The following is a 21,855-nucleotide window of genomic DNA, read 5'->3' as shown; positions in this document are numbered from 1 at the left end:
GGTGATGGTCGGGCGTGGAAGTGCACGCTGTGTTATGACCGGTTGGGTGCGGGGATGACGCCGGCGTGTGCGCAGGCGTGTCCGACGGAGTCGATCCAGTACGGGCCCCTGGACGAGTTGCGGGAGCGGGCGGCGCAGCGGGTGGCGACGTTGCATGAGCAGGGGGTGTCGGAGGCGCGGTTGTACGGGGAGGATCCGAACGACGGTGTGGGTGGTGACGGGGCGTTCTTTTTGTTGTTGGATGAGCCGGAGGTGTATGGGTTGCCGCCGGATCCGGTGGTGACGACGCGGGATCTGCCGGCGATGTGGAAACGCGCCGGCCTGGCCGCGCTGACGATGGTCGCCGCCACGGCGCTGGCGTTCCTGGGCAGGCGGCCATGACCGACGCGACGCCACCGCACGAGCCGGTCGGCGCCCGGTTCCGCGCGTTCCAGGCCCACCTCGACCAGCCCGACGGGCAGCGCCGGGGTCGGAGCCACGGCGGCGAGCAGCTCACCGTGCCGCCGGCCGACTTCAGCTCCTACTACGGCCGCCCGATCCTCAAGGCGCCGGTGTGGAAGCACGACATCGCCGGCTACCTGTTCAGCGGTGGCCTCGCCGCCGGAGGCGCGCTGATCGGCGCGGGAGCCCAACTGACCGGACGCCCCGCCCTGCGTCGCGTGGGCCGCTGGACGGCCCTCGGCGGCACCCTCGCCAGCGCGTACCTGCTGGTGCACGACCTCGGTCGGCCGGACCGTTTCCACCACATGCTCCGGGTCGCCAAGCTGACCTCGCCGATGTCGGTGGGCACCTGGATCCTCACCGCGTTCGGGCCGGCCGCCGGTGTGGCGGCGATCGCCGAGTTCGCGCCCCGGCTCCCGCAGCACGGCGTGCTCGGCCTGGCCCGCCGGCTCGCACCCTCCGTCGGCGACGTCGCCGGCCTGGCCGCCGCGGCCACCGCCCCGGGGCTGGCCACGTACACCGGAGTCCTGCTCGCCGACACCGCCGTGCCGGCCTGGCATGACGCGCACCCCTTCCTGCCGGTCGTCTTCGCCGGCAGCGCGCTCGTCGCCGCGTCCGGGGTCGGCCTGATCGCGGCGCCGGCCGCGGAGACCGCCCCGCTGCGCCGCCTCGCCCTCGCCGCCGCGACCGTCGAGGCGATCGGCGGTCACCGGCTGGAGCGGATGGGACTGACCGGCGAGCCGTACGTGCGCGGCCGCAGCGGCCGGCTGGTCAAGGGGGGCCGGGTGCTGCTCACTGTGGGCACTGCCGCGGCCTTGTTCAGCCGGCGCAGCCGGGTCCTGTCGGTGCTCTCCGGCGCGGCCCTGGTGGCCTCGTCGGTCGCCACCCGGTTCGGGATCTTCGAGGCGGGCAGGGTGTCGGCGCGCGATCCGAAGTACACAGTGGTACCCCAGCGGGAGCGCCTCGCCGAGCACGGGCCGACGGTGCACGACGGCCGACGCTGAGCGCGTCGCGCACGGGCAGTGCCCTCGCGGGGTACTGCCCGTGCGCGACGCAGCCCGGCCGTCGCCTCAGCCGGTGAACAGCTTCGCGGCCGTGATGACGGTCTCGACGATGCCGTAGCCGAGCAGCGCCGCGACGAGCAGCCAGGACAACCAGAGCCGCCCGGTCTGGCCGCCGACGTGCTCGGGCACCGGTGGCCTGCTCTGCGGGCCGAGGGCGACCGGCTCGGTGACGCTGGCGCGCGCCACGGGCGAGGTCGGACCCCGGTCGGGCTCGTGGAAACGGTCGGGCACGGCGCGGACCAGCAGGTTCGCGACGAAGCCGATGGCGAGCACGCCGACCATGGTGAACAGCGCGGGTCGGTACGCCGACGCGGTGAGCGTCCCGGGCTTGCCCTGGCTGTCGAGGATCCCGTTGACGATCAGCGGGCCGGCGACACCCGCCGCCGACCAGGCGGTCAGCAGCCGGCCGTGGATGGCGCCGACCTGGAAGGTGCCGAAGAGGTCCCGCAGGTACGCGGGCATGGTGGCGAAGCCGCCGCCGTAGAAGGAGATGATCAAGGCGGCGATCAGCACGAAGACGGCGGTCGCGGCGTGCCCGGCCACGGCGAGCAGCGCGTAGAGCACCATGCCGACGCCGAGGTAGACCATGTAGATGGGCTTGCGGCCGATGAGGTCGGACGTCGTCGACCAGATGAACCGGCCGGCCATGTTGAACAGCGACAGCACACCCACGAAGCCGGCCGCCGCCGACACCGAGACAGCGGTGGAGCCGTTGTCCCGGAAGAAGTCCTGGATCATCGGGCTGGCCTGCTCCAGGATGCCGATACCCGCCGTGACGTTGCAGAACAGCACGATCCACAGCAGCCAGAACGAACGGGTCCGCACGGCGTTGGACGCGGACACGCTCGCCCTCGTCACCAGCGACCGGGTGGCGACGCGAGCGGGGTCGAACCCGGCGGGCCGCCAGTCCGGCGGAGGAACCCGGACGTTGAACGGGCCGAACATCATGATCACGAAGTAGCCGATGCCGAACGTGACGAAGAGCCCCACCAGCGCGGACCCCGACGCCACGGCGGCCGGGTTGGCAGGGTTGTAGTCGGGGTCGTAGAGCGACAGCAACTGACGCGCCAGCGGGCCGGCGACCAGGGCGCCACCGCCGAATCCCATGATCGCCAGACCGGTGGCGAGACCCGGCCGGTCCGGGAACCACTTGATCAGCGTGGAGACGGGCGAGATGTAGCCGATGCCCAGCCCGATGCCGCCGATGACGCCGTAACCGAGGTAGAGCAGCCAGAGTTGCTGGGTCGCGATGCCGAGCGCGCCGACCAGGAACCCGGTGGCCCAGAAACAGGCGGAGACGAACATGGCCCGGCGGGGGCCGTTGCGCTCCACCCACCGGCCGCCCACCGCCGCCGACGAGCCCAGCATGACGATGGCGATGCTGAAGATCGCCCCGATCGCCGTCTGGCTGACGTCGAAGTGTGCGATGAGGGAGTTCTTGTAGACGCTCGTCGCGTAGACCTGGCCGATGCAGACGTGCACGGCCAGCGCCGCGGTCGGGATGAGCCAGCGGCTGTATCCCGGGGGAGCGACGGTGTGCCGAGGGTCGAATACCGACAGCATGGGGTCCGCACCTCCTGCGGCTGAGTGGGCAGGCGGCGAGACGGAGCTGTTCCCCGTACCGTCGTATTGCCCACTGAGCGGAATCCGCGCATGCCCGGATGACGCCGGGCCGGGGAATCGCACCGGACTCCCGGCGGATGACCGAGCGGCTTGCGCCGCCACCTGGCGGCCCGACGCGCGTCCGGCGTTCGCCGTTGATCGGCTGTAGCTCACGTTACGTGGTCGCCGGACCGCGGCTCGCGATTACGGGAAAACGGGCTGGTCCGGCTCGTCGCCTGTCGGCGCGGGCCAGGGTGGAGGTCCCACGCCGGTGATCCGCACACCACCCCAGGCGTCGACCTCGGCCAGCCGGGCGGGCCGGGCCCGGTCGGCGATGCGAAGCTCGACGTCGCGCCGACCGGAGCGCAGCAGTCCGGCCACCCTGGGCTCGGGCTCGATCCGGCCACTCCAGTGGTAGCGGCCGTCGACCGGCTCCCACCGACCGCTGAGGTGCACCCGCACCGGGGTGCCCGCGACGCTCGCCGGGCCGTGGTAGCTCACGGCACGATGCGTTCGTGCGCGCGGGTCAGCTCGCGCGGCAGGTCGGCGCTGGCGCGGACCCCCTGGATCCCGCTCCACAGCAGCGTGGTCAGGTAGTCGGTGAGGGCCGCGCGGCTGATCGGCTGGCCGCGGGTCGTCCACCAGTCGCCGACCGCCTGAACGAAGCCCACCAGGCCGTACGCCCAGGGCTCCGCCGGGCCGGCGTCCAGGCCCAGGGCGCGGAGCCGGTCGCCGATCACGCGGGCCAGCCCGGCGGCCACCTGCCGACTGGTCCCGGAGACGACCTGGTGGATGCCGGGGTCACCGGACCGGTGGATCAGGAACCGGTAGAGCGTCGGCTGGGACTCGATGACGCCGAGGTACGCGTCGATCGTCGCCTCGACCAGGTCGCGCTCCTCGCGGACCCGCGCGATGGCCGGAGCGATCGTGTCGACGACCTGGGCGGACAACCGCTCGCTCACGGCGACCCAGAGCTGCGACTTGTCGGCGAAGTACCGGTAGAGGACCGGCTTGCTGACGCCGGCGGCGGTGGCCACCTGCTCCATGTCGACCTCGGGGCCGTGCCGCAGCAACGCCTGCACGGCCGCACCGACCAGCGCCTGCCTGCGCTGCTCACGGTGGTTGGCCCAGCGGTCCCGGCGGCCGTTGCCCGTCGCCGTTCGACCGTCGCCGGTGGACGCGGCCGGCGGCTGGGGTCCATTGACATCGTTGCGTGGCGCTTGCATGCTACTACAGGTAACAGTTACTGCCAGTCACGTCAATGTGGAGGAGTCATGGAGGCGGCGGAACCCGAGGACTCGGCGGTCGCCGAACGGCTGCTCACGTCGTCGCTGCGCACCAGCTACGACCCGGTGGTCGAGATCGACTGGGACGCGCCGCACACCCCGGGCGCCTACTGGCTCCCGCCGCACCGCAGCAGCCTCTACGGCACGGCGCTCTGGTCGGGCCTCAGCGAAGAGCAGCGCGTCGAGCTCACCAAGCACGAGGTGGCCAGCACGGCCAGCGCCGGTCTGTGGTTCGAGACGATCCTCATGCAGATGCTGATCCGGCACTACTACGACGCCGACCCGACCAGCCCGCGCGCCCAGTACGCGCTGACCGAGGTCGCCGACGAGTGCCGGCACTCGATCATGTTCGGTCGGCTGATCGAGGCGATGGGCTGTCCCGTCTACCGGGCGGACCCGTTCGACCACCTGCTCGGCCGGTTCCTCAAGGCGACCGCCAGCGGCCCCCGGATGTACGCCGCGATCCTCGTCGCCGAGGAGATCCTCGACGCGTTCCAGCGCGAGATCATGGCGGACGAGTCTCTTCAGCCGCTCATCCGGATGGTCTCGCGCATCCACGTCGTCGAGGAGGCGCGACACGTCCGGTTCGCCCGCGACGAGCTGGCCCGCCAGGTCGCGGCTGCCGGACCGGTCGGCATGGCGTACGCCCGGCTGCTGGTCGGTCGCGCCGCACACTCGATCGCCAACCGTCTCGTCCACCCCGACGCGTACGCGGCGGTGGGTATCCCGCCGGCGGTGGGCCGGGCCGCCGCCCGCGCCAACCCGTACTGGCAGGCCACGCTGCGGTGGTCGGCGGCCCGTGTGCACGACCACCTCGCGGGCGTCGGGCTGGTGGGCGGGCCGGGGCGGCTGTTGTGGGCCCGGGCGGGGCTGATCTGACGGCCGTCGTCCGGCCGGGGCGCGGCGTCGACGGGGTCTGCCGGCGGTGCGGGGCGTCCGGACGTGGCGATGAACTGCCCACATCAGGCAGCCGTCAGGCACGCCCGATCCGCGGCTCGTGCCGGCCGGTAAGGCGCAACCCGACACCGCGTACGGCCTCGATCGTGGCACCGGCGCCGAGGTCCCGCAACTTGCGTCGCAGCCGCTTCACCAGCGACTGCACGTCCGCTCTGCGCTCGCGCCCCTCGTCGTGCCAGACCGACCGGTGCAGCTCGGCGTAGCTCCAGATCCGGACCGGCTCGGTGATCAGGCAGGTCAGCAGGTCGTGTTCCAGTCGGGTCAGGTCGACCTCGCGACCCCCGTACCGTGCGGTGGACCGGGCCGAGTCGATGACCAGGGCGGGGCCGGGCTCGACGGTGGGCGTCGGGGTCGACGGTGGCTCGCCGAGCGGGCCGGCCCGTTGCTGCGGGATCGCGATCAGCCGGCGCAGCTCGTCGAGGTCGGCCACCAGCAGCAGCGGCGCGATCCCGTCGAGGCGCTCCGCGAGCCGGATGCGCTCGGTCGGCGACGGCGTCACCGCGATCAGCAGCGGAAACGGTTCGTCGGCCGGATCAGCCCCGTCCACCGCCGTCTCGTCGTCCTCGGCCACCACACCGCCCGGGATCGATGGGCTTCCCTGCCCAGTTATCGTCATGGTCCTGACAATGATTGGCAAGCGCGCCGCCAGCAGGGCAACCGTTAGCGACAAGTTGCTCACAGCAAGTTCTTGATCGTCCTTTCCTCTCGATCATAGTGTCCACTCGGGCAACCGGCGTGACCCGCGCGGTGCATGGGGAGGCATGAGGGGTCCGTTCGCTCGGTTCCGTCGAGCTGGATCTCGCGCACTCCTCACCATGGCCCATAACACCCCTGGGTCGTTCTGAGGGAGGCAGCACCGATGTTCAGACGTCCACAATGGAGACGCACGGCCAGATCGCTGGTCAGCGCCAGCGCGGCGATGGTCCTCGCCGCCACATGCCTGGCCAGCGTCGGCTCCGGCGCGCAGGCCGCGCCCGGTTCGTTGGGAGCGGGCACCGCCGCCGGGGACAAGATCCGACCGGAGCTCGCCCGCCAGCTTGAGGCCAAGAGCGCAGGGGACTTCTGGATTCGGTTCAAGGACCGGGCCGACCTGAGCAAGGCCAGTGCCATCAAGGACTGGACGAAGCGCGGCGCCGCCGTCGCGCAGACGCTGCGGGAGACCGCCGCCGCCAGCCAGGGCAAGATCCGCGCCGAACTCGACAGCTCGGGTACGAAGTACCAGACCTTCTGGGCCACCAACGCCATCAAGGTGAACAGCGGCTCCCTGGCGATGGCGCAAAAGTTCGCCGCCCACGCGGAGGTCGAGGGCCTCTACGCCCCGGTCGCCTACAAGCTGCCGGAACTCACCAAAGGAACCGACGAGAAGACCGTCAACTCCGTGGAGTGGGGCGTTGCCAACATCAACGCCGACGACGTCTGGTCCCAGTACGGCGTCACCGGCGAGGGCGTCACCATCGCGAGCATCGACAGCGGTGTGCAGTACGACCACCCGGCGTTGGTGAACTCCTACCGCGGCAACAACGGCGACGGCACGTTCGACCACAACTACAACTGGTTCAACGCCGCCGGGACGTGCGCCGACGCACCCTGTGACGACGACGGCCACGGTACGCACACCATGGGCACCATGGCCGGCTCCGCCGGCGCGAACCAGATCGGCGTCGCGCCCGGGGTCAAGTGGATCGCGGCGAACGGCTGCTGCCCCACCGACGCGGCGCTGATCGAATCCGGTCAGTGGATGCTCGAACCGACCGACCTGAGCGGTCAGAACCCGGACGCCAGCAAGCGGCCGAACATCATCAACAACTCCTGGGGCACCCGGGAGCCGTCGAACGAGCCCTTCATGGAGGACGTGACGCTGGCCTGGGCCGCGTCGGGCATCTTTGGGGTGTTCTCCAACGGCAACAGCGGGCCGGCGTGCCAGACCAGCGGCTCACCGGGAAGCCTCGCCAGCAACTACTCGGCCGGCGCGTACGACGTCAACAACACCATCGCCAGCTTCTCGGCGCGCGGCGTCGGGCAGAACGGCGAGATCAAGCCCAACATCTCCGCGCCCGGCGTGAACGTCCGGTCGAGTGTTCCCGGCAACGGGTACGGCACCGCCAGCGGCACGTCGATGGCCGCCCCACACCTGGTGGGCGCGATCGCCCTGCTGTACTCGGCGGCGCCGTCGCTGATCGGTGACGTCGACGGGACCCGCGCGCTGCTCAACGGCACCGCGATCGACAAGGCCGACGCCCAGTGCGGCGGCACGGCTGCGGACAACAACGTCTGGGGTGAGGGCCGGCTGGACGCCCTCGCGCTGCTCAACGCCGCCCCGACCGGCGATGTCGGCACCCTGGCCGGCACGGTCACCGACGCGGCCACCGGCGCACCGATCGCCGGCGCGACAGTGACCCTCACCGGTCCGACCTCGCGTGAGATCACCACCGGCGCCGACGGCACCTACTCGACCCAGGTCCCGACCGGCGACTACCAGGTCGTCGTGTCGGCATTCGGCTACGGCAGCACCACGAAGTCCGCGACGGTCGCCAACCGCGCGACCACGACGCTCAACGTCGCCCTGACGGCGGTGCCGCGCGTCAACGTCACCGGCGCGGTCACCGACGGCTCCGGCCACGGCTGGCCGCTGTACGCGAAGGTGACCGTGAGCGGCCCGTCCGGCGTGTACGACTACACGACGCCCTCGAACGGCCGATACAGCATCACGCTGCCGGCCGGGCAGACGTACACCCTGAGGTACGAGTCGCAGTACCCGGGCTACCAGACCGTCACCAAGGAGGTCGTGGTCGGCACCCGCAACGTGACCGCCAACGTCGCGGTGCCGGTGAACACCACCACCTGCACGACGGCGCCCGGCTACACGTTCGGCTCCGACGGCGAGTACGAGACCTTCGACGCGACGACCACCCCGGCCGGCTGGACGGTGGTGGACAACGCGGGCAGCGGTCAGGTCTGGAAGTTCACCGACGACGGCGGCCGGGGCAACCTGACCGGTGGCACCGGCAACTTCGCGATGATCGACAGCGATGACTACGGCGCGGGCACCAGCCAGGACACCTCCCTGGTCAGCCCGGTGGTCGACCTGACCGGCGTCACGGCCCCGGTCATCCGGTTCAACCAGGACTTCAACCAGCTCAACGACGACACCGCCGACGTCGACCTGAGCATCGACAATGGCGCGACCTGGACGAACGTGCTCCGGCAGGAGACCGACGTCCGGGGCCCGAAGCTCACCGAGATCCCGATCCCGCAGGCGGCCGGCAAGGCGCAGGTCCAGGTGCGGTTCCACTACTACGACGCCTCGTACGAGTGGTGGTGGGAGGTCGACAACGTCCTCATCGGCAGCCAGGTCACCTGCGTGCCGGTCGACGGCGGCCTGGTCGTGGGCAACGTCCGCGACAAGAACGACAACAGCTACGTCAACGGCGCCACCGTCACCAGCAACGACCGGCCCGCCGAGAAGGCGGTCACCGTGGCGACCCCGGACGACCCGGGACTGCCCGACGGGTTCTACTGGATCTACTCGACGCTGACCGGCACCCACAAGTTCACCGCGACGGCCGGCAACTACGTCAGCCAGAGCAAGCAGGTCGACGTCGAGCCCGACTGGGCCACCGCCGCGAACTTCGTCCTCGCGGCCGGCCGGTTGTCGGTGACGCCCACCCAGGTGAGCGCGACGGTCCAGATGCCCAACGGGAAGGCCACCAGGACGTTCACCGTGACCAACACCGGCGGAGCGCCGGTCGAGGTCGGCTTCGGTGAGCGGGACAACGGCTTCGAGCTGCTGCGGGCGGACGGTTCCCGGGTGACCCGGCAGCAGGTGCTCGGCGCGGCCGGCGCACCGGAGCAGCGGCTGAGCGTCCCGACGTCGTTCGCGGCCCGGGCGTCCGGCAAGGCGACGTCGGCGACCGCCGCCGCGGCCGGCCCGCAGGCCGCTCCGTGGACGGACATCACCGACTTCCCGACCAACATCATGGACAACCGGGTGGTCACCCTGGACGGCAAGGTCTACTCGATCGGTGGTGGCGACGGGAGCGCCTCCACCGCGAAGACCTACGCCTACGACCCGGTCGCGCAGACCTGGACGGCGGCAGCCGACCTGCCCGGCGCCCGAAACGCGCTGACCGTGGGCGTGGTCGGCGGGAAGATCATCGCAACGGGTGGCTGGGGCGCCGAGGGCCCCGACGCCGCCACCTGGTCGTACGACCCGGGGGCCAACAGCTGGACCGAACTGGCCGACAACCCGGCGCCGCGGTCCGCGGCCGGGCAGGCGGTCGTCGGCGGCAAGCTCTACGCCGTCGGCGGCTGCACCACCTCGGCATGTCTGCCGATGTCGAACACGGTGGTCCGCTACGACCCGGGCACCGACGCCTGGGAGACGCTGGCGAACTACCCGAAGTCGGTGGCCTTCGCCTCCTGCGGCGGGATCGACGGCGTTCTCTACTGCACTGGCGGCAACGACGGCACCGCGGCGCAGAAGGCCAGCTACGCCTACGACCCGGGTGCCAACACGTGGACCGCCATCGCCGACGCGCCGACGGACAACTGGGCCAGCTCGTACGCGGTGGCCAGCGGCAAGCTCCTCGTCGTGGGCGGTTCGCAGGGCGGCGCCATCAGCAACGCCGGCTTCGCCTACGACCCGGCCACCAGCTCGTGGTCGAACCTGCCGAACGCCAACACCGCCCGGTACCGGGGTGGCGCGGCGTGTGGCTTCTACAAGATCGGTGGCTCGTCGGGCAGCTTCAACGCGGCACCGGACAGTGAGGTGCTGCCGGGCTTCGAGGGGTGCGTCGAGGCGGCGGCCGACGTCAGCTGGATGACGATCGACAAGTCGACGGTCACCCTCGCGCCGGGTGAGAAGGTCACGGTCACCGTCGGGATGACGGCGAACGTGGACCAGCCGGGCACCTACTCGGGTGCGGTCACGATCAAGGAGAACACACCGTACTCGGTGGCGCCGGTGGCGGTGACCATGACGGCGACGCCCCCGAAGACCTGGGGCAAGCTGATGGGCACGGTGACCGGGACCAGTTGCCAGGGCGCGACCTCGCCGATTGCCGGCGCGGTCGTCCAGGTCGACTCCTGGGCGATGTCGTGGACGTTCGCGACCGACAGCGCCGGCAAGTACGCCTACTGGGTGGACCGTCGGAACAACCCGCTCACCCTGATCGTCGCCAAGGACGGCTGGAAGCCCCAGACCCGTCAGACGAGGATCGACACCGCCACTCCCGCGGTGGAGAACTTCGGGTTGGCGCCCATTCGGTGCTGACACCTGAGCGGTAAGCGGTAGCGCATCGATCCGGCCCGCCTGGTCCTCGACCAGGCGGGCCGGACCAGCTTCGATCGGCCGGTCAGGAGCGCTCCTGGCGAGCCGGTCGTTGCGCTACAGCGATGGGTGACCGGACGCGATACTGCGGGTAGCGTGAGCGCTGGTGGTGCCGCCGGTTGTAGCGGTGGGCGGCCCACCCCCCAGACCGCTACCTGGGAGCACAGCCATGACGTCCCACGTCGACCCGCGCTTCGGCAACACGCTTCGTCAGCTCCGCGAGCAGTCCGGGCTGTCCCTGCGGGCCCTCGGTCAGCTCACCCACCGGGGCAAGAGCCACCTGCACGAACTTGAGGCCGGCAGCAAGGCACCCACCGTGGAAACCGCCCAGCACCTTGACCAGGCACTGCACGCCAACGGTGCTCTTGTCCGCCTCGTGCGCGCGCCCGTCGACCACGAAGCCGAAGCCGACGAACTGCTCCGGCGGGTCGCTGCTTGCGACGTCAGCGCCGAAACCCTCGCCCGCATCGAGCGAGGCGTGGACGACCTCGCCAGCCTGTACCCCACGACCGCGCCGGTCGACCTGCTGCCGATGGTGCGTCAGCACCTCGCCTATGTCACCCGACTACTCGGCGGCCGGGTCACCCTCGCCCAGCAACGGCGTCTCGTCGTCGCGGGCGGCTGGCTGGCCGTACTGAGGGCCACCGTGCACATCGACCTGCAACAGCCGGGCGCCGCCGCCGCGCACCTCACCGCGGCATCCGGGCTCGCCGGCCACGCCGAGCATCCGGAGATTCAGGGTTGGTGTCTGGAGACGCGGGCGTGGGAGGTGCTGACCCTCGGCGACTACCGGGGTGCCCTGGACCTGTCGCGGCAGGCGCAACAGGTGGCGCCTGTCGGCAGCTCCGCGCACATTCAGGCGACCGCGCAGGAGGCGCGGGCATGGGCGCGGATGGGCGCGGTCCGTGAGACGCGTCGGGCACTGGACCGGGTGGAACGCTTGACTGCGAACCTGCCTGTCCCGGAACGGGCGGAGCACCACTACCGGTACGACCCGGCAAAGGCTGAGGCGTACGCGGCGACGACGCTGGCGTGGGCAGGTGACCCCGCCGCCGAGCGGGTCGCGCGGTCCGTGCTGGCCCACCTGGATCCGCGCGGCGACGGCGGTGAGCGGCCCCGGCGGGCGGCATCGGCTCGACTGGACCTCGGGCTGGCGTTGGTGACCGCCGGACGACCGGATGAGGCGTCGGTGTTCGCCGCGGAGGCGGTCGCGTCGGGGCGAGTGGTGCCGTCGAATTGGTGGCGGGCGCGGGAGGTGTTGCGCCGGGTCGAGCGGACGGGCGCACCGGAGGCTGCCGACCTGCGTGACGTGTACGAGCAGTTCGACCGGACCAGCACGGGCGAGTAGCGGACAGGATCGGTTGACGGCGGACAGCCGCGTCCTCCTGACCGCAGGCAACCCTCCGTAGCGTCATGTTTACGGGATCAGTGGCCGGTGTGCTGTCGGACGTGATGTGGGCGCTCAGCGCCGCCGGTCCCGCCAGGGAGGGCAGGGGCGCCGTGCCGGATATGACCGGCCGACTCTGCTCCGGAGGCGAGGGGCGAGCGATGATCCGCAAACTGGTATCCACTCTGACCGGCCGACCAGCTCACCACTACGACGGGTCGGTCCGGTGACCGCCCGGCAGATGCCCGGCCCCGGCACCCGGATGTCGGTGCGGCCTACCGAGTGGCAGCCCAGCCCTGGCATCGAGGGCCAGACACACCACGACATCGTCATCGTGTCCGTCCACGAATCTCATGACCCGCGCTTCGCCTGGGTGTACGGCCACGGCCCGGACTGTGCGTGGGAGTCCGCCGACTGCTCGCAGCCGTTCTGCTTCGAGGTGCTGGTCAGCGTCGACGTTCTTGCCGCCGCAGCGGCCGGTGCGAGGCCATGACCGCCCCCACGCTCGCCCGGTTGGAGGCGCGGTGGCGGCGGACCCTCATCGAGCACCAGGCCGTTGCCGGTCGCTGCCCGGTCTGCGGGACGCGGGGCCGCTGCCGGGAGTGGGCGGAGGCGTTCGGTCAGCTCGTCGCCCACGACCTGTTTCTCCCCGGTGCTCGTCGGCGCGGTGTGTCAGACGGGGGCGAGCCGGAAGCCGACGCCGCGGACCGCGTGGATCGTGGCGGCGGCGTCCAGCCGGGCGAGCTTGCGGCGCACCCGACGGACGACCGAATGCATGTCGGACCCACGGCCGAGGTGCCGGTTGCCCCAGACCTTGAGGTGCAGTCGCTCGTAGGTCCAGATCTGCCCGGGAGCGTCGACGAGGCAGAGCAGGACGTCGTGTTCCAGCCGGGTCAGGTCGATCTCCTGATCGCGCCAGCACACCACCCGGCGGTCGGAGTCGACGCTCAGATCCGGCGGCGGCTGCGGGCGTGGCGCGGCCTCCGTGCGCACGGCCGGGACGGGAGGAGGTACGGGGGGCAGCTCGCCCACCCCGAGGAACCCCCGTGCCTGGTCGACGTTCGAGACGATCAGGAAGGCGTCGGTCCCGCCGAGCAGACGGGCCAACTGCCGGCGCTCAGCCGGCGAGGACGCGATGCCGATGACCAGCGAGGCGACCGGAATTCCCTGCATTGCCCAACCCCTTCCGGTTCCCCACGAACACTCCGGATGGTTTTCGCACCGCCGAGGACGACCATCGATCGGCGTCCTGACCCTAGTGGTGGCTCGTCTCGGCTGGGTAAAACATAGTTGCATGTAAGCATGTGAATGACGGTCGAGGTCACAGCCGTGCGGACGGCTTGGCGACAACAAGGGGGGTTCGGAGAGCGGGATCGCCGCTTTTTTCCAATGGTGACCGGCGGTTGTGACAGAACGAAGACAATCCACGGACGGCGTCCGGACCTGGCGGGACGAGCATGGTCGACGTGTCCCACGGATCGTCGTACCCCGTCGGTCGGTCGTCGCCCGGCTCCGCGCGGGCGCTGTCGTCCGGCTCCGCGCGGGCGCTGCCGTCCGGTCGCGTCGCCGCGCCGCCCGGTCTCCGGCTGCTCGGAGCTGCCGTCTGCTTCCTGCTCGCCCGGGTGCTCACCGGCGTGCTGTTCGTCCGGCGGGTCGCTGGACACCGACCAGACCATCTTCGCGGCGAAGCGTCGGGCACGCGGCCGACCACTACTAGGCTCGATCGCGGAGGTGCCGAACATGAAGCTCGGGCTGCACTACTGGACTTTCTCGACTCCGGCCGATCCGGCCGCCATCGCGCCGACCCTCACCGAGGCGGCGACCATCGCCGACCAGGCCGGCGTGGCCTCGTTCACGGTCATGGACCACTTCTTCCAGATGGAGGCGCTGGCCCCGGCCGAGGAGCCGATGTTGGAGGCGTACACGACGTTGGGCTTCGTCGCGGCGCAGACCCGTCGAATGACGCTCGGTGTGCTGGTCACGGGTGTGATGTACCGGTATCCGGGGCTGCTGGCCAAGACCGTGACGACCCTCGACGTGCTCTCCGGAGGCCGGGCCCGGCTCGGCATCGGGGCGTCCTGGTACGAGCGGGAGCAGCGCGGGCTCGGCGTGCCAGTGGTGCCGGTGGCCGAGCGGTTCGAGCGGCTGGAGGAGACGCTGCGGATCTGCCGGCAGATGTTCAGCGACGACAACGGGCCGTTCGACGGGCGGCACTACCAGCTCACGGAGACGATCAACTCGCCGCAGCCGCTGCGTCGTCCGCACCCGCCCATCATGATCGGTGGCAGCGGCGAGAAGAAGACGCTGCTGCTGGTCGCCCGGTACGCCGATGCCTGCAACCTGTTCGGCACCGGCGCCGAGGGGATCGCGCACAAGCTGGACGTGCTGCGCGGGCACTGCGCTGCCGAGGGCCGCGACTACGACAGCATCGAGAAAACAGTGCTGGCCTCCAAGCCGCCGCTGGAGGATCTCGACGGGTTCCTCGCCGAGGTGTCCGACTATGCCAAGCTCGGCGTCACCGAGGTGCAGGTCACGCCGGACCGGCATCCCGTGGAGTTCGCCCGGCGGCTCGGCGACGAGGTGCTGCCGCGGCTGGCCGACATCGGCTGACGCGACAGGAATTGCGGGTCCGGGTCGCTGCGCGAGGCGCGACCGGCTGCTCGCCCACGACGGCGAGGGCCGCCCTCCCGCCGAAGCGGGGGACGGCCCTCGTCGGTGACCGGTCAGCCGACCGAGGCGGGGAACCTCTCCCACACCCGGTGCGCGGCCATCAACTGCTGCACCGCGGTCAGCGCCTCGGCGCCCGAGCCGGCGGACACGATGCCCGGGGTGCCGGCCACCCCGGCCTGCTCCAACACGGTGACGCCGGCGCCCCAGGCGCCGATCGCCTTGGCGTGCCGCCAGCACTCCTCGACCAGGAGCAGCACGCGGGGATCGACGGTCGCCGCGCCCGGCCGGCCGGCCTTGGCGTCGCGCGCGGGCAGCGCGTCCGGTGCGGGCACCGGCGCCCCGGCCAGCAGGAGCGCGTCCAGCTCGACCGACCGGCCGGTGGCGAAGGTCCGCTGGACGGGCATGTCGCCCACCATGCCCCCGTGCGGGGCGATCAGCAGCGGCACCATGCCGGCCTCGAACACGGCCCGGCGGACCTCGCCGACGCCGTCCAGGTCACCGTCGGGGTCCACGACGATCCCGACCGTGCGACCGTCGGCGGGCCATGCCCCGCCGACCTGCGACAGGGCCGGGCTCGGCGCGACGTCGGCCAGCGGCACCGTCGGCTGCGGCGCGGGCAGTCCCAGGCCGGTGGCGACCTGCTCGCACAGCACCGGGTCGATGTTGGCGAGGCACTGGAGCTGGCGCTCCTTGATCGCCTGGTGGTAGCACTTGCCCAGCTCGAAGGTGTACGCCCGGATGATGTGCTCCTTCTCGACCGGCGACATGCTCAGCCAGAACAGGCGTACCTGGCTGTAGTGGTCGTCGAACGACGCTGGGTTGGCCCGAACCTTTGGCGCCTGCGCCACGGTCACCGGCACGTCGAGGAATGCGTTCTCGGCGTCGCCGGCCGGGAAGGGGTTGCCACCGTCGAGCGAGTTCGGCCGGTACGGCGCCACCCCGGCGTGCACGGCGTGCTGGTGGAAGCCGTCGCGCAGCATGTCGTTGACCGCGGCGTGCGGGCGGTTGATCGGGATCTGTGCGAAGTTCGGCCCGCCGAGGCGGGTGAGCTGCGTGTCGACGTACGAGAAGAGCCGGCCCTGCAACAGCGGGTCGTTCGTGACGTCGATGCCCGGCGGCAGGTGGCCGAGGTGGAAGGCGACCTGCTCGGTCTCGGCGAAGAAGTTCGTCGGCGTCCGGTTGAGGACCAGCCTGCCGATCGGCTGCACCTCCGCCAGTTCCTCCGGAACGATTTTCGTGGCGTCCAGCAGGTCGATCCCGGCGAAGGTCTCCTCGGGAGTGTCGGGGAAGACCTGAATGCCGAGTTCCCACTCGGGGAACGCGCCGGCCTCGATCGCGTCGTAGAGGTCCCGGCGGTGGAAGTCGGGGTCGATGCCGCCGAGCAGCTGCGCCTCCTCCCAGGTCAGGGAGTGCACACCGAGCTTCGGCTTCCAGTGGAACTTCGCCAGCACCGTCTCCCCGGCCTCGTTGACGAGGCGGAAGGTGTGCACACCGAAGCCCTCCATCGTCCGGTACGAGCGCGGGATGCCCCGGTCGGACATGTTCCACATGGCGTGGTGCTGCGCCTCGGTGTGCAGCGAGACGAAGTCCCAGAAGGTGTCGTGCGCGCTCTGCGCCTGCGGGATCTCCCGGTCGGGGTGCGGCTTCGCGGCGTGGATGATGTCGGGGAACTTGATGGCGTCCTGGATGAAGAAGACCGGCATGTTGTTGCCGACCAGGTCGAAGGTGCCCTCGTCGGTGTAGAACTTCGTCGCGAAGCCACGGGTGTCCCGGACCGTGTCGGCCGAGCCGCGCGACCCGAGCACTGTGGAGAACCGGACGAAGACCTCCGTCTCGCGCCCCTTCTTGAGGAAGCCGGCCCGGGTCACCGCCTCGGCGGTGCCGTAGGCCGTGAACACCCCGTGCGCGCCCGCGCCACGGGCGTGCACCACACGCTCCGGAATGCGCTCGTGGTCGAAGTGCGTGATCTTCTCGCGCAGGTGGTGGTCCTGGAGGAGCACCGGCCCCCGGGGCCCGGCCTTGAGCGAGTGGTCGGTGTCGCGCAGTCGCGCCCCGTTCGCCGTGGTGAGGTACGCGCCCTGCTGGCCCTTCGCGGTCGCCGGCACGCCGGTCTCGGCGCCGGTCGGCGTACGGGTCTGCGGTGCGCCCTGTTCCGGCTTCGGCGGCAGCGGGTCGTGGGGCGAGGTCGGTTCCTCGACGGGTGGGGGTGCGCTGCCCGGGGCGCCGGGCACCTCGGGCGTCAGAGCGTCGGCGATCTTTTCGGAGGCGGTCTTCACGACGTTCTTGACCGCCTCGGCGGGCTTGCTGGAATCCACTGGTGTGAACCTCTCCGTGGAGCGTTTGGGCATGCCCCTGCACCCCTACCCCTGGTCGGAGGGTCGAAACGCGCAGAAGATCCGATCTGCGGGCGGGACTGGTGATTTCACCGATGCGGGGGCCGAGCGGAGCGGCGAAGACTGACGAACGTCGATATCGCTCGACTCTAGGGAGTGCCCGACGTGTCGTCACCAACCACCACCCGTCCCCGTTCCGCGCCCGCTCGCGCCGTCCGGCTCGCGCTGGCCGCCACCCTGCTCGCCGCCGGTGTCCTCGCCGGACCCGCCCCCGCTCAGGCGGCCAGCCCGTACGAGCGGGGCCCCGCCCCGACCACCGCGATCCTGGAGGCCAGCCGCGGCCCCTTCGCCACCGCCTCGCAGAGCGTGTCCTCGTTGAGCGTCACCGGCTTCGGCGGCGGGGTCATCTACTACCCGACCAGCACCAGCGAGGGCACGTTCGGCGCCGTCGCCATCTCGCCCGGCTACACGGCCGCGTGGTCCAGCATCAGCTGGCTCGGGCCGCGGATCGCCTCGCACGGCTTCGTGGTGATCGGGATCGAGACCAACAGCCGGTTCGACCAGCCGGACAGCCGTGGCCGGCAGCTGCTCGCCGCGCTCGACTACCTCACCGAACGCAGCTCGGTGCGCAGCCGCATCGACAGCAGCCGCCTCGCGGTCGCCGGCCACTCGATGGGCGGCGGCGGCAGCCTGGAGGCCGCCTCGGCGCGGCCGTCGTTGCAGGCCGCGGTGCCCCTCGCGCCCTGGAACACGGACAAGAGCTGGTCCGAGCTGCGGGTGCCCACGCTGATCATCGGCGGCGAGAGCGACACGGTCGCGCCTGTCGCGTCGCACTCGGTGCCGTTCTACACCAGCATCCCGGCCTCGGCCGAGAAGGCGTACCTGGAGTTGAACGGCGCGAGCCACTTCTTCCCGCAGACGGTCAACACGCCGACGGCCCGCCAGATGGTGGCCTGGTTGAAGCGGTTCGTCGACGACGACACCCGCTACGAGCAGTTCCTCTGCCCGGGCCCGAGCGGGTCGGCGATCGAGGAGTACCGCAACACCTGCCCCAGTTACTGAGCGGGTCGGGCCGGGGTGGTCGCCGTTGGCGGCCGCCCCGGTCGCGTCAGCGCATCGAAGGTCTTGACGCCATAACCGAGAAACGTACACTGCGAGTGTAAATAACACCCGCCACGGCAGAGGGATGGGTGATGGAACGCGGGCTCGAACTGCACGGCATCGGCGTCCGTTTCGGCGGCCTCACGGCCCTCGACGACGTCTCGCTGCGAGTGCCACCCAACCGGGTGGTGGGCGTGATCGGGCCCAACGGCGCCGGCAAGACCACGTTGTTCAACGTGATCTGTGGCTTCGTGACGCCCCAGATGGGTTCGCTCACTCTCGACGGTCGTCCGCTGCGACCACGGCCGCACCGGCTGACCAGACTCGGCATCGCCCGGACCCTGCAGGGGACCGGGCTCTTCGCCGGTCTCAGCGTCCTGGAGAACGTGATGACCGGCGCGTCGCACACCGCCCGCGCCGGCTTCGGGTCGGCGCTGCTCGGGCTGCCCCGCAGCGACCGCGACGAGCGCCGGCTGCGCGAGCACGCCCTGGACGTCCTCGACGACCTGGGGATCGCCCGGCACGCCGACGCCGCGCCGGGCACGCTGCCCTTCGCCGTACGCCAGCGGGTCGCCCTGGCCCGCGCGCTCGCCGCGCGGCCCCGGCTGCTGCTGCTCGACGAACCCGCCGGCGGCCTCGGCGCCGACGACATCGCCGAGCTCGCCGAGCTGGTGCGGCAGCTCCCCAAGCGCGACGCCGACCCGTGCGCGGTGCTGCTCGTCGAGCACCACATGGACCTGGTGATGGCCGTGTGCGACGAGCTCGTGGTGCTCGACTTCGGCCGGGTGATCGCCGCCGGCACGCCGGACGAGATCCGCGACGACACGACGGTCGCCGACGCCTACCTCGGTGCCCTCGTCGAGGAGACCTCGTGAGCGCGAGGACTGCGCGGGGCGCGCGAGCCGGGCGGTCGCGAACGAAGGAAGGCCCAGCGTGAGCGCGGCCGATCTGCTCGTGGTGCGGGGGCTGGTGGCCGGTTACGGTGCCGCGCCGGTGTTGCGGGCGGTCGACCTCACCGTGCCGGCCGGCACGATCGCCGCCGTCGTGGGCGCCAACGGCGCCGGCAAGACGACGCTGTTGCGGGCGCTCTCCGGCATGATCCGTCCGGCCGCCGGCCAGGTCGTCCTCGCGGGGGAGGACCTGCGGGGTACGCCGGTGGAGCAGCTCGTCCGGCGCGGCATGGCGCACGTGCCGGAGGGGCGTGGCGTGATCAGCGAGTTGACTGTCGACGAGAACCTGCGGCTCGGCGGGCTGTGGCGGCGTGACCGGGCGGACGCCGGCCGCGCCCTCGACGAGGTCTACCAGCTCTTCGAGCCGCTCGCCCGGCGTTCCCGGCACCTCGGCCACCAGCTCTCCGGTGGTGAGCGGCAGATGCTCGCGCTGGGCCGGGCACTGGTCGGCCGGCCGCGCCTGCTGCTGCTCGACGAGCCGTCGCTCGGCCTGGCACCCCGGGTGGTCGCCCGGACCATGGCGCTGCTGCGCCAGCTGCGCGACCGCACCGGCCTGACCGTGCTGCTCGTCGAGCAGAACGTGCGCAGCGCGCTCGCCGTGGCCGACCAGGGCGTCGTGATGTCACTGGGCCAGGTGGTGATCGCCGCCCCGGCGGCCACGCTGCGCGACGACGACGACCTGCGCCACGCGTACCTCGGCTTCTGACCCACCTCGTCCCCTGGAGGGAGGACTGTTGGACCGCTTCGTCTTCCTCACCGTCGACGGTCTGTCGCGGGGCGCGGTGTACGCCGCGTTCGCGCTGGCGCTGGTGCTCATCTGGCGGGCGGCGCGGGTCGTCAACTTCGCCCAGGGGGCGATGGCCGTCGCCGCCGCGTACGTCGCGTACTCCGTGTCCGCCGCGACCGGCTCCTACTGGCTCGGCTTCCTGGTCGCGATCGTCGCCGGCCTGCTGCTCGGCGCGCTGGTGGACCGGGTCGTGATGCGGCACGTCGACCACGCGTCGCCGCTCAACCCGGTCATCGTCGCGCTCGGGCTGGTGCTGGTGCTCCAGGCCGTGCTGGGCATGGTGTACGGCAACGAGTTCCGCCCCGCCGACGTCCCGTTTCGCCGGTCCGCCCTCACCGTCGGCGGGGTGGCCGTGCTGTCGCCGTACGACCTGTTCGTCTTCGCCACGATCGGGGTGGTGGTCAGCGCGTTGGCCTGGATGTTCGCGCGTACCGCCGTCGGGTTGCGGATGCGCGCGGCGGCCTTCGCGCCGGAGGTCTCCCGCCTGCTCGGGGTCAACGTCGGCGGGATGTTGACGCTCGGCTGGGCGCTCGCCTCCGGCGTGGGCGCGCTCGCCGCGATGCTCGTCATCCCGACCGAGTTGGGCCTGCACCCGCACGCCATGGACCTGGTGTTCGTCTCGGCGTTCACCGCGGCGGTGGTCGGCGGGCTGGACAGTCCACCGGGGGCGGTGGTCGGTGGCCTGGTGGTGGGTCTGCTGCTCTCCTACGTCAGCGGGTACGCCGGCAGCGACCTCACCCCGCTGGCGGTGCTCGTCCTGCTGCTGGCGGTGCTGCTGGTCCGGCCCGGCGGGTTGTTCGCCCCGGTCGCGGCGAGGCGGGTGTGAGCGCCACCCGGGCGGCCCTGCCGCCGAGGCAGCGGCCGGCCCAGACCGGCGACCGTCCGGTCGACCGCGGGCGCCGCGGCTCCACGCTGCTGCGGCACCTCGCCGTGCTGCTCGCGGTGGGGCTGGTGCTGGTGGCGGTCAGCTACGCCGTCGAGCCGTTCCGCAACTTCCAGCTCGCCACGGTGGCGGCGTATCTCTGCGCCACCGCCGGGTTGACCGTCCTCACCGGGCTCAACGGTCAGCTGTCGCTGGGGCACGGGGCGTTGATGGCGACCGGCGCGTACACCGTGGCCCTGTGCCAGAACGCGTTCGCCGACCGGGGGTTGACCGGCGCTTGGCTGTTGCCGCTGTCGCTGGTCGCGGCGGTGCTGGACACGGTCGCGGTCGGCGCGGTGGTCGGTGTGGCGGCGGCCCGGCTGCGCGGGCCCTACCTCGCCGGGGTGACGCTCGCCGTGGCCGTCGTGGTGCCGGCGTTGGCCGTCACCTTCGACGGCGTGTTCAACGGCGAGCAGGGGCTGTCGGTGCCGGTGGAGCCGCCGCCGATGGCGCTCGGCGCGTACTTCCCGTACGAGCGGTGGCAGCTCTGGCTCTCGGGCGCTGCCACCCTGCTGGCCCTGCTGCTGGTGGCGAACCTCATCCGCAGCCGGTACGGGCGGACCTTCCGGGCGGTCCGCGACGACGAGGTGGCGGCCCGGCTCGCGGGCATCCACGTGGCCCGCACGCAGGTTCTCGCCTTCGTGGTCAGTGCCGCCACCGCCGGGCTCGGCGGCGGACTGCTCGCGATGCTCGCGCAGAGCGTCTCGCCCGGGGCGTTCTCGCTGACCCTGTCACTCTTCCTGCTGATGGCGGTGGTGATCGGTGGCCTCGGTCGCCTCGCCGGCGCGCTGTGGGGGGCCGTGCTGCTGGTCGCCCTGCCCGATCTCACCCATTCCGTGACCGAGCTGCTCACCCTCTCGCCGGCGGTGGCGCAGCGGCTGGAGGGCAACCTCCCGCTGGCGATCTTCGGCGGCACGCTGATCGTCGTGATGATCGCCGCGCCCGGCGGTGTGCAGGGTCTGCTGTCCCGTCTCGGCCGAGGGCTGCGGGCCCGCTGGCCGGCGCGGCGTTCCTGAGCTGTCCCCG

18 protein-coding genes are annotated in these 21,855 nt (G+C 71.7%); 12 read left to right on the top strand and 6 right to left on the bottom strand.

Features of this window, described 5'->3' with window-relative positions; translation table 11 throughout:
* Both ACFYPH_RS26110 and nrfD read left to right on the top strand, forming a co-directional pair.
* Nucleotides 1-381 (top strand): 4Fe-4S dicluster domain-containing protein (locus tag ACFYPH_RS26110; RefSeq protein ID WP_387185387.1); only part of this gene is annotated, 381 nt, incomplete at its 5' end.
* Nucleotides 378-1,445, top strand: a complete 1,068-nt coding sequence (gene nrfD, locus ACFYPH_RS26105) for an NrfD/PsrC family molybdoenzyme membrane anchor subunit (protein WP_355066436.1) — start codon at nt 378-380, stop codon at nt 1,443-1,445. The genes ACFYPH_RS26110 and nrfD, both read left to right, overlap by 4 nt.
* A 66-nt stretch (nt 1,446-1,511) precedes the next feature.
* On the opposite strand, the gene ACFYPH_RS26100 is transcribed toward nrfD, so the two are convergent.
* From ACFYPH_RS26100 to ACFYPH_RS26090, 3 genes are all read right to left on the bottom strand, one after another.
* Complete coding sequence (locus ACFYPH_RS26100) at nt 1,512-3,068, bottom strand: OFA family MFS transporter (protein ID WP_355066437.1); 1,557 nt, start codon at nt 3,066-3,068, stop codon at nt 1,512-1,514.
* Between the two features lie 243 nt (nt 3,069-3,311).
* On the bottom strand, nt 3,312-3,608 hold the full coding sequence (locus ACFYPH_RS26095) for a DUF4873 domain-containing protein (RefSeq protein WP_355139932.1): 297 nt from the start codon (nt 3,606-3,608) through the stop codon (nt 3,312-3,314).
* Nucleotides 3,605-4,333, bottom strand: a complete 729-nt coding sequence (locus tag ACFYPH_RS26090) for a TetR family transcriptional regulator (protein ID WP_387185383.1) — start codon at nt 4,331-4,333, stop codon at nt 3,605-3,607. Before ACFYPH_RS26090 ends, ACFYPH_RS26095 begins: the two co-directional genes overlap by 4 nt.
* A 48-nt stretch (nt 4,334-4,381) precedes the next feature.
* On the opposite strand from ACFYPH_RS26090, the gene ACFYPH_RS26085 reads away from it, so the two are divergent.
* Nucleotides 4,382-5,272: a diiron oxygenase gene (locus tag ACFYPH_RS26085; protein ID WP_354862595.1), complete on the top strand. Its 891-nt coding sequence runs from the start codon at nt 4,382-4,384 to the stop codon at nt 5,270-5,272.
* A 94-nt stretch (nt 5,273-5,366) separates the two neighbouring features.
* On the opposite strand, the gene ACFYPH_RS26080 is transcribed toward ACFYPH_RS26085, so the two are convergent.
* Nucleotides 5,367-5,966 carry a winged helix-turn-helix domain-containing protein gene (locus ACFYPH_RS26080; RefSeq protein ID WP_355066440.1) on the bottom strand — a complete coding sequence of 200 codons (600 nt, stop codon included), beginning with the start codon at nt 5,964-5,966 and terminating at the stop codon, nt 5,367-5,369.
* Between the two features lie 243 nt (nt 5,967-6,209).
* On the opposite strand from ACFYPH_RS26080, the gene ACFYPH_RS26075 reads away from it, so the two are divergent.
* The 3 genes from ACFYPH_RS26075 to ACFYPH_RS26065 all read left to right on the top strand — a co-directional run bounded on the left by ACFYPH_RS26075 (nt 6,210) and on the right by ACFYPH_RS26065 (nt 12,559).
* Nucleotides 6,210-10,622: a S8 family serine peptidase gene (locus ACFYPH_RS26075; RefSeq protein ID WP_387185379.1), complete on the top strand. Its 4,413-nt coding sequence runs from the start codon at nt 6,210-6,212 to the stop codon at nt 10,620-10,622.
* Between the two features lie 226 nt (nt 10,623-10,848).
* Nucleotides 10,849-12,027 carry a helix-turn-helix transcriptional regulator gene (locus ACFYPH_RS26070; RefSeq protein WP_354861846.1) on the top strand — a complete coding sequence of 393 codons (1,179 nt, stop codon included), beginning with the start codon at nt 10,849-10,851 and terminating at the stop codon, nt 12,025-12,027.
* Between the two features lie 265 nt (nt 12,028-12,292).
* Entirely contained in the window at nt 12,293-12,559 is a 267-nt protein-coding gene (locus ACFYPH_RS26065) for a hypothetical protein (protein ID WP_354861845.1), read from the top strand.
* Nucleotides 12,560-12,738: 179 nt separating this feature from the next.
* Here ACFYPH_RS26065 and ACFYPH_RS26060 read toward each other — a convergent pair whose 3' ends face one another.
* A complete protein-coding gene (locus tag ACFYPH_RS26060; RefSeq protein ID WP_354861843.1) occupies nt 12,739-13,239 on the bottom strand; it encodes a winged helix-turn-helix domain-containing protein in 501 nt (166 codons plus the stop codon).
* Between the two features lie 567 nt (nt 13,240-13,806).
* Between ACFYPH_RS26060 and ACFYPH_RS26055 the strand changes: the two genes are divergently transcribed.
* Nucleotides 13,807-14,676, top strand: a complete 870-nt coding sequence (locus tag ACFYPH_RS26055) for an LLM class F420-dependent oxidoreductase (protein ID WP_354861841.1) — start codon at nt 13,807-13,809, stop codon at nt 14,674-14,676.
* 113 nt (nt 14,677-14,789) lie between these two features.
* Here ACFYPH_RS26055 and ACFYPH_RS26050 read toward each other — a convergent pair whose 3' ends face one another.
* Nucleotides 14,790-17,051 carry a catalase gene (locus ACFYPH_RS26050; RefSeq protein ID WP_354861840.1) on the bottom strand — a complete coding sequence of 754 codons (2,262 nt, stop codon included), beginning with the start codon at nt 17,049-17,051 and terminating at the stop codon, nt 14,790-14,792.
* A gap of 183 nt (nt 17,052-17,234) precedes the next feature.
* Here ACFYPH_RS26050 and ACFYPH_RS26045 point away from each other — a divergent pair, with 183 nt between their 5' ends.
* The 5 genes from ACFYPH_RS26045 to ACFYPH_RS26025 all read left to right on the top strand — a co-directional run bounded on the left by ACFYPH_RS26045 (nt 17,235) and on the right by ACFYPH_RS26025 (nt 21,845).
* Nucleotides 17,235-18,131 carry an alpha/beta hydrolase gene (locus ACFYPH_RS26045; protein ID WP_354861838.1) on the top strand — a complete coding sequence of 299 codons (897 nt, stop codon included), beginning with the start codon at nt 17,235-17,237 and terminating at the stop codon, nt 18,129-18,131.
* Nucleotides 18,132-18,262: 131 nt separating this feature from the next.
* Complete coding sequence (locus tag ACFYPH_RS26040; protein ID WP_387185372.1) at nt 18,263-19,045, top strand: ABC transporter ATP-binding protein; 783 nt, start codon at nt 18,263-18,265, stop codon at nt 19,043-19,045.
* A gap of 58 nt (nt 19,046-19,103) precedes the next feature.
* Nucleotides 19,104-19,826: an ABC transporter ATP-binding protein gene (locus ACFYPH_RS26035; RefSeq protein ID WP_387185369.1), complete on the top strand. Its 723-nt coding sequence runs from the start codon at nt 19,104-19,106 to the stop codon at nt 19,824-19,826.
* Nucleotides 19,827-19,854: 28 nt separating this feature from the next.
* Nucleotides 19,855-20,733 (top strand): branched-chain amino acid ABC transporter permease, encoded by an 879-nt coding sequence (locus ACFYPH_RS26030; protein ID WP_387185366.1) that lies wholly within the window; start codon nt 19,855-19,857, stop codon nt 20,731-20,733.
* Entirely contained in the window at nt 20,730-21,845 is a 1,116-nt protein-coding gene (locus tag ACFYPH_RS26025) for a branched-chain amino acid ABC transporter permease (protein WP_387185364.1), read from the top strand. Before ACFYPH_RS26030 ends, ACFYPH_RS26025 begins: the two co-directional genes overlap by 4 nt.
* Nucleotides 21,846-21,855 lie beyond the last annotated feature (10 nt).

Source organism: Micromonospora sp. NPDC005252, from assembly GCF_042872475.1.
Lineage (GTDB): Bacteria > Actinomycetota > Actinomycetes > Mycobacteriales > Micromonosporaceae > Micromonospora.
This window is presented reverse-complemented; position numbering and strand designations above follow the sequence as displayed.

What these genes read in the sequence shown, in the direction of transcription:
- ACFYPH_RS26070 (WP_354861846.1), top strand. Translation starts at nt 10,849, where the DNA reads ATGACGTCCCACGTCGACCCGCGCTTCGGCAACACGCTTCGTCAGCTC.
- nrfD (WP_355066436.1), top strand. Translation starts at nt 378, where the DNA reads ATGACCGACGCGACGCCACCGCACGAGCCGGTCGGCGCCCGGTTCCGC.
- ACFYPH_RS26075 (WP_387185379.1), top strand. Translation starts at nt 6,210, where the DNA reads ATGTTCAGACGTCCACAATGGAGACGCACGGCCAGATCGCTGGTCAGC.
- ACFYPH_RS26040 (WP_387185372.1), top strand. Translation starts at nt 18,263, where the DNA reads ATGGAACGCGGGCTCGAACTGCACGGCATCGGCGTCCGTTTCGGCGGC.
- ACFYPH_RS26090 (WP_387185383.1), bottom strand. Translation starts at nt 4,333, where the DNA reads ATGCAAGCGCCACGCAACGATGTCAATGGACCCCAGCCGCCGGCCGCG.
- ACFYPH_RS26085 (WP_354862595.1), top strand. Translation starts at nt 4,382, where the DNA reads ATGGAGGCGGCGGAACCCGAGGACTCGGCGGTCGCCGAACGGCTGCTC.
- ACFYPH_RS26055 (WP_354861841.1), top strand. Translation starts at nt 13,807, where the DNA reads ATGAAGCTCGGGCTGCACTACTGGACTTTCTCGACTCCGGCCGATCCG.
- ACFYPH_RS26100 (WP_355066437.1), bottom strand. Translation starts at nt 3,068, where the DNA reads ATGCTGTCGGTATTCGACCCTCGGCACACCGTCGCTCCCCCGGGATAC.
- ACFYPH_RS26060 (WP_354861843.1), bottom strand. Translation starts at nt 13,239, where the DNA reads ATGCAGGGAATTCCGGTCGCCTCGCTGGTCATCGGCATCGCGTCCTCG.
- ACFYPH_RS26080 (WP_355066440.1), bottom strand. Translation starts at nt 5,966, where the DNA reads ATGACGATAACTGGGCAGGGAAGCCCATCGATCCCGGGCGGTGTGGTG.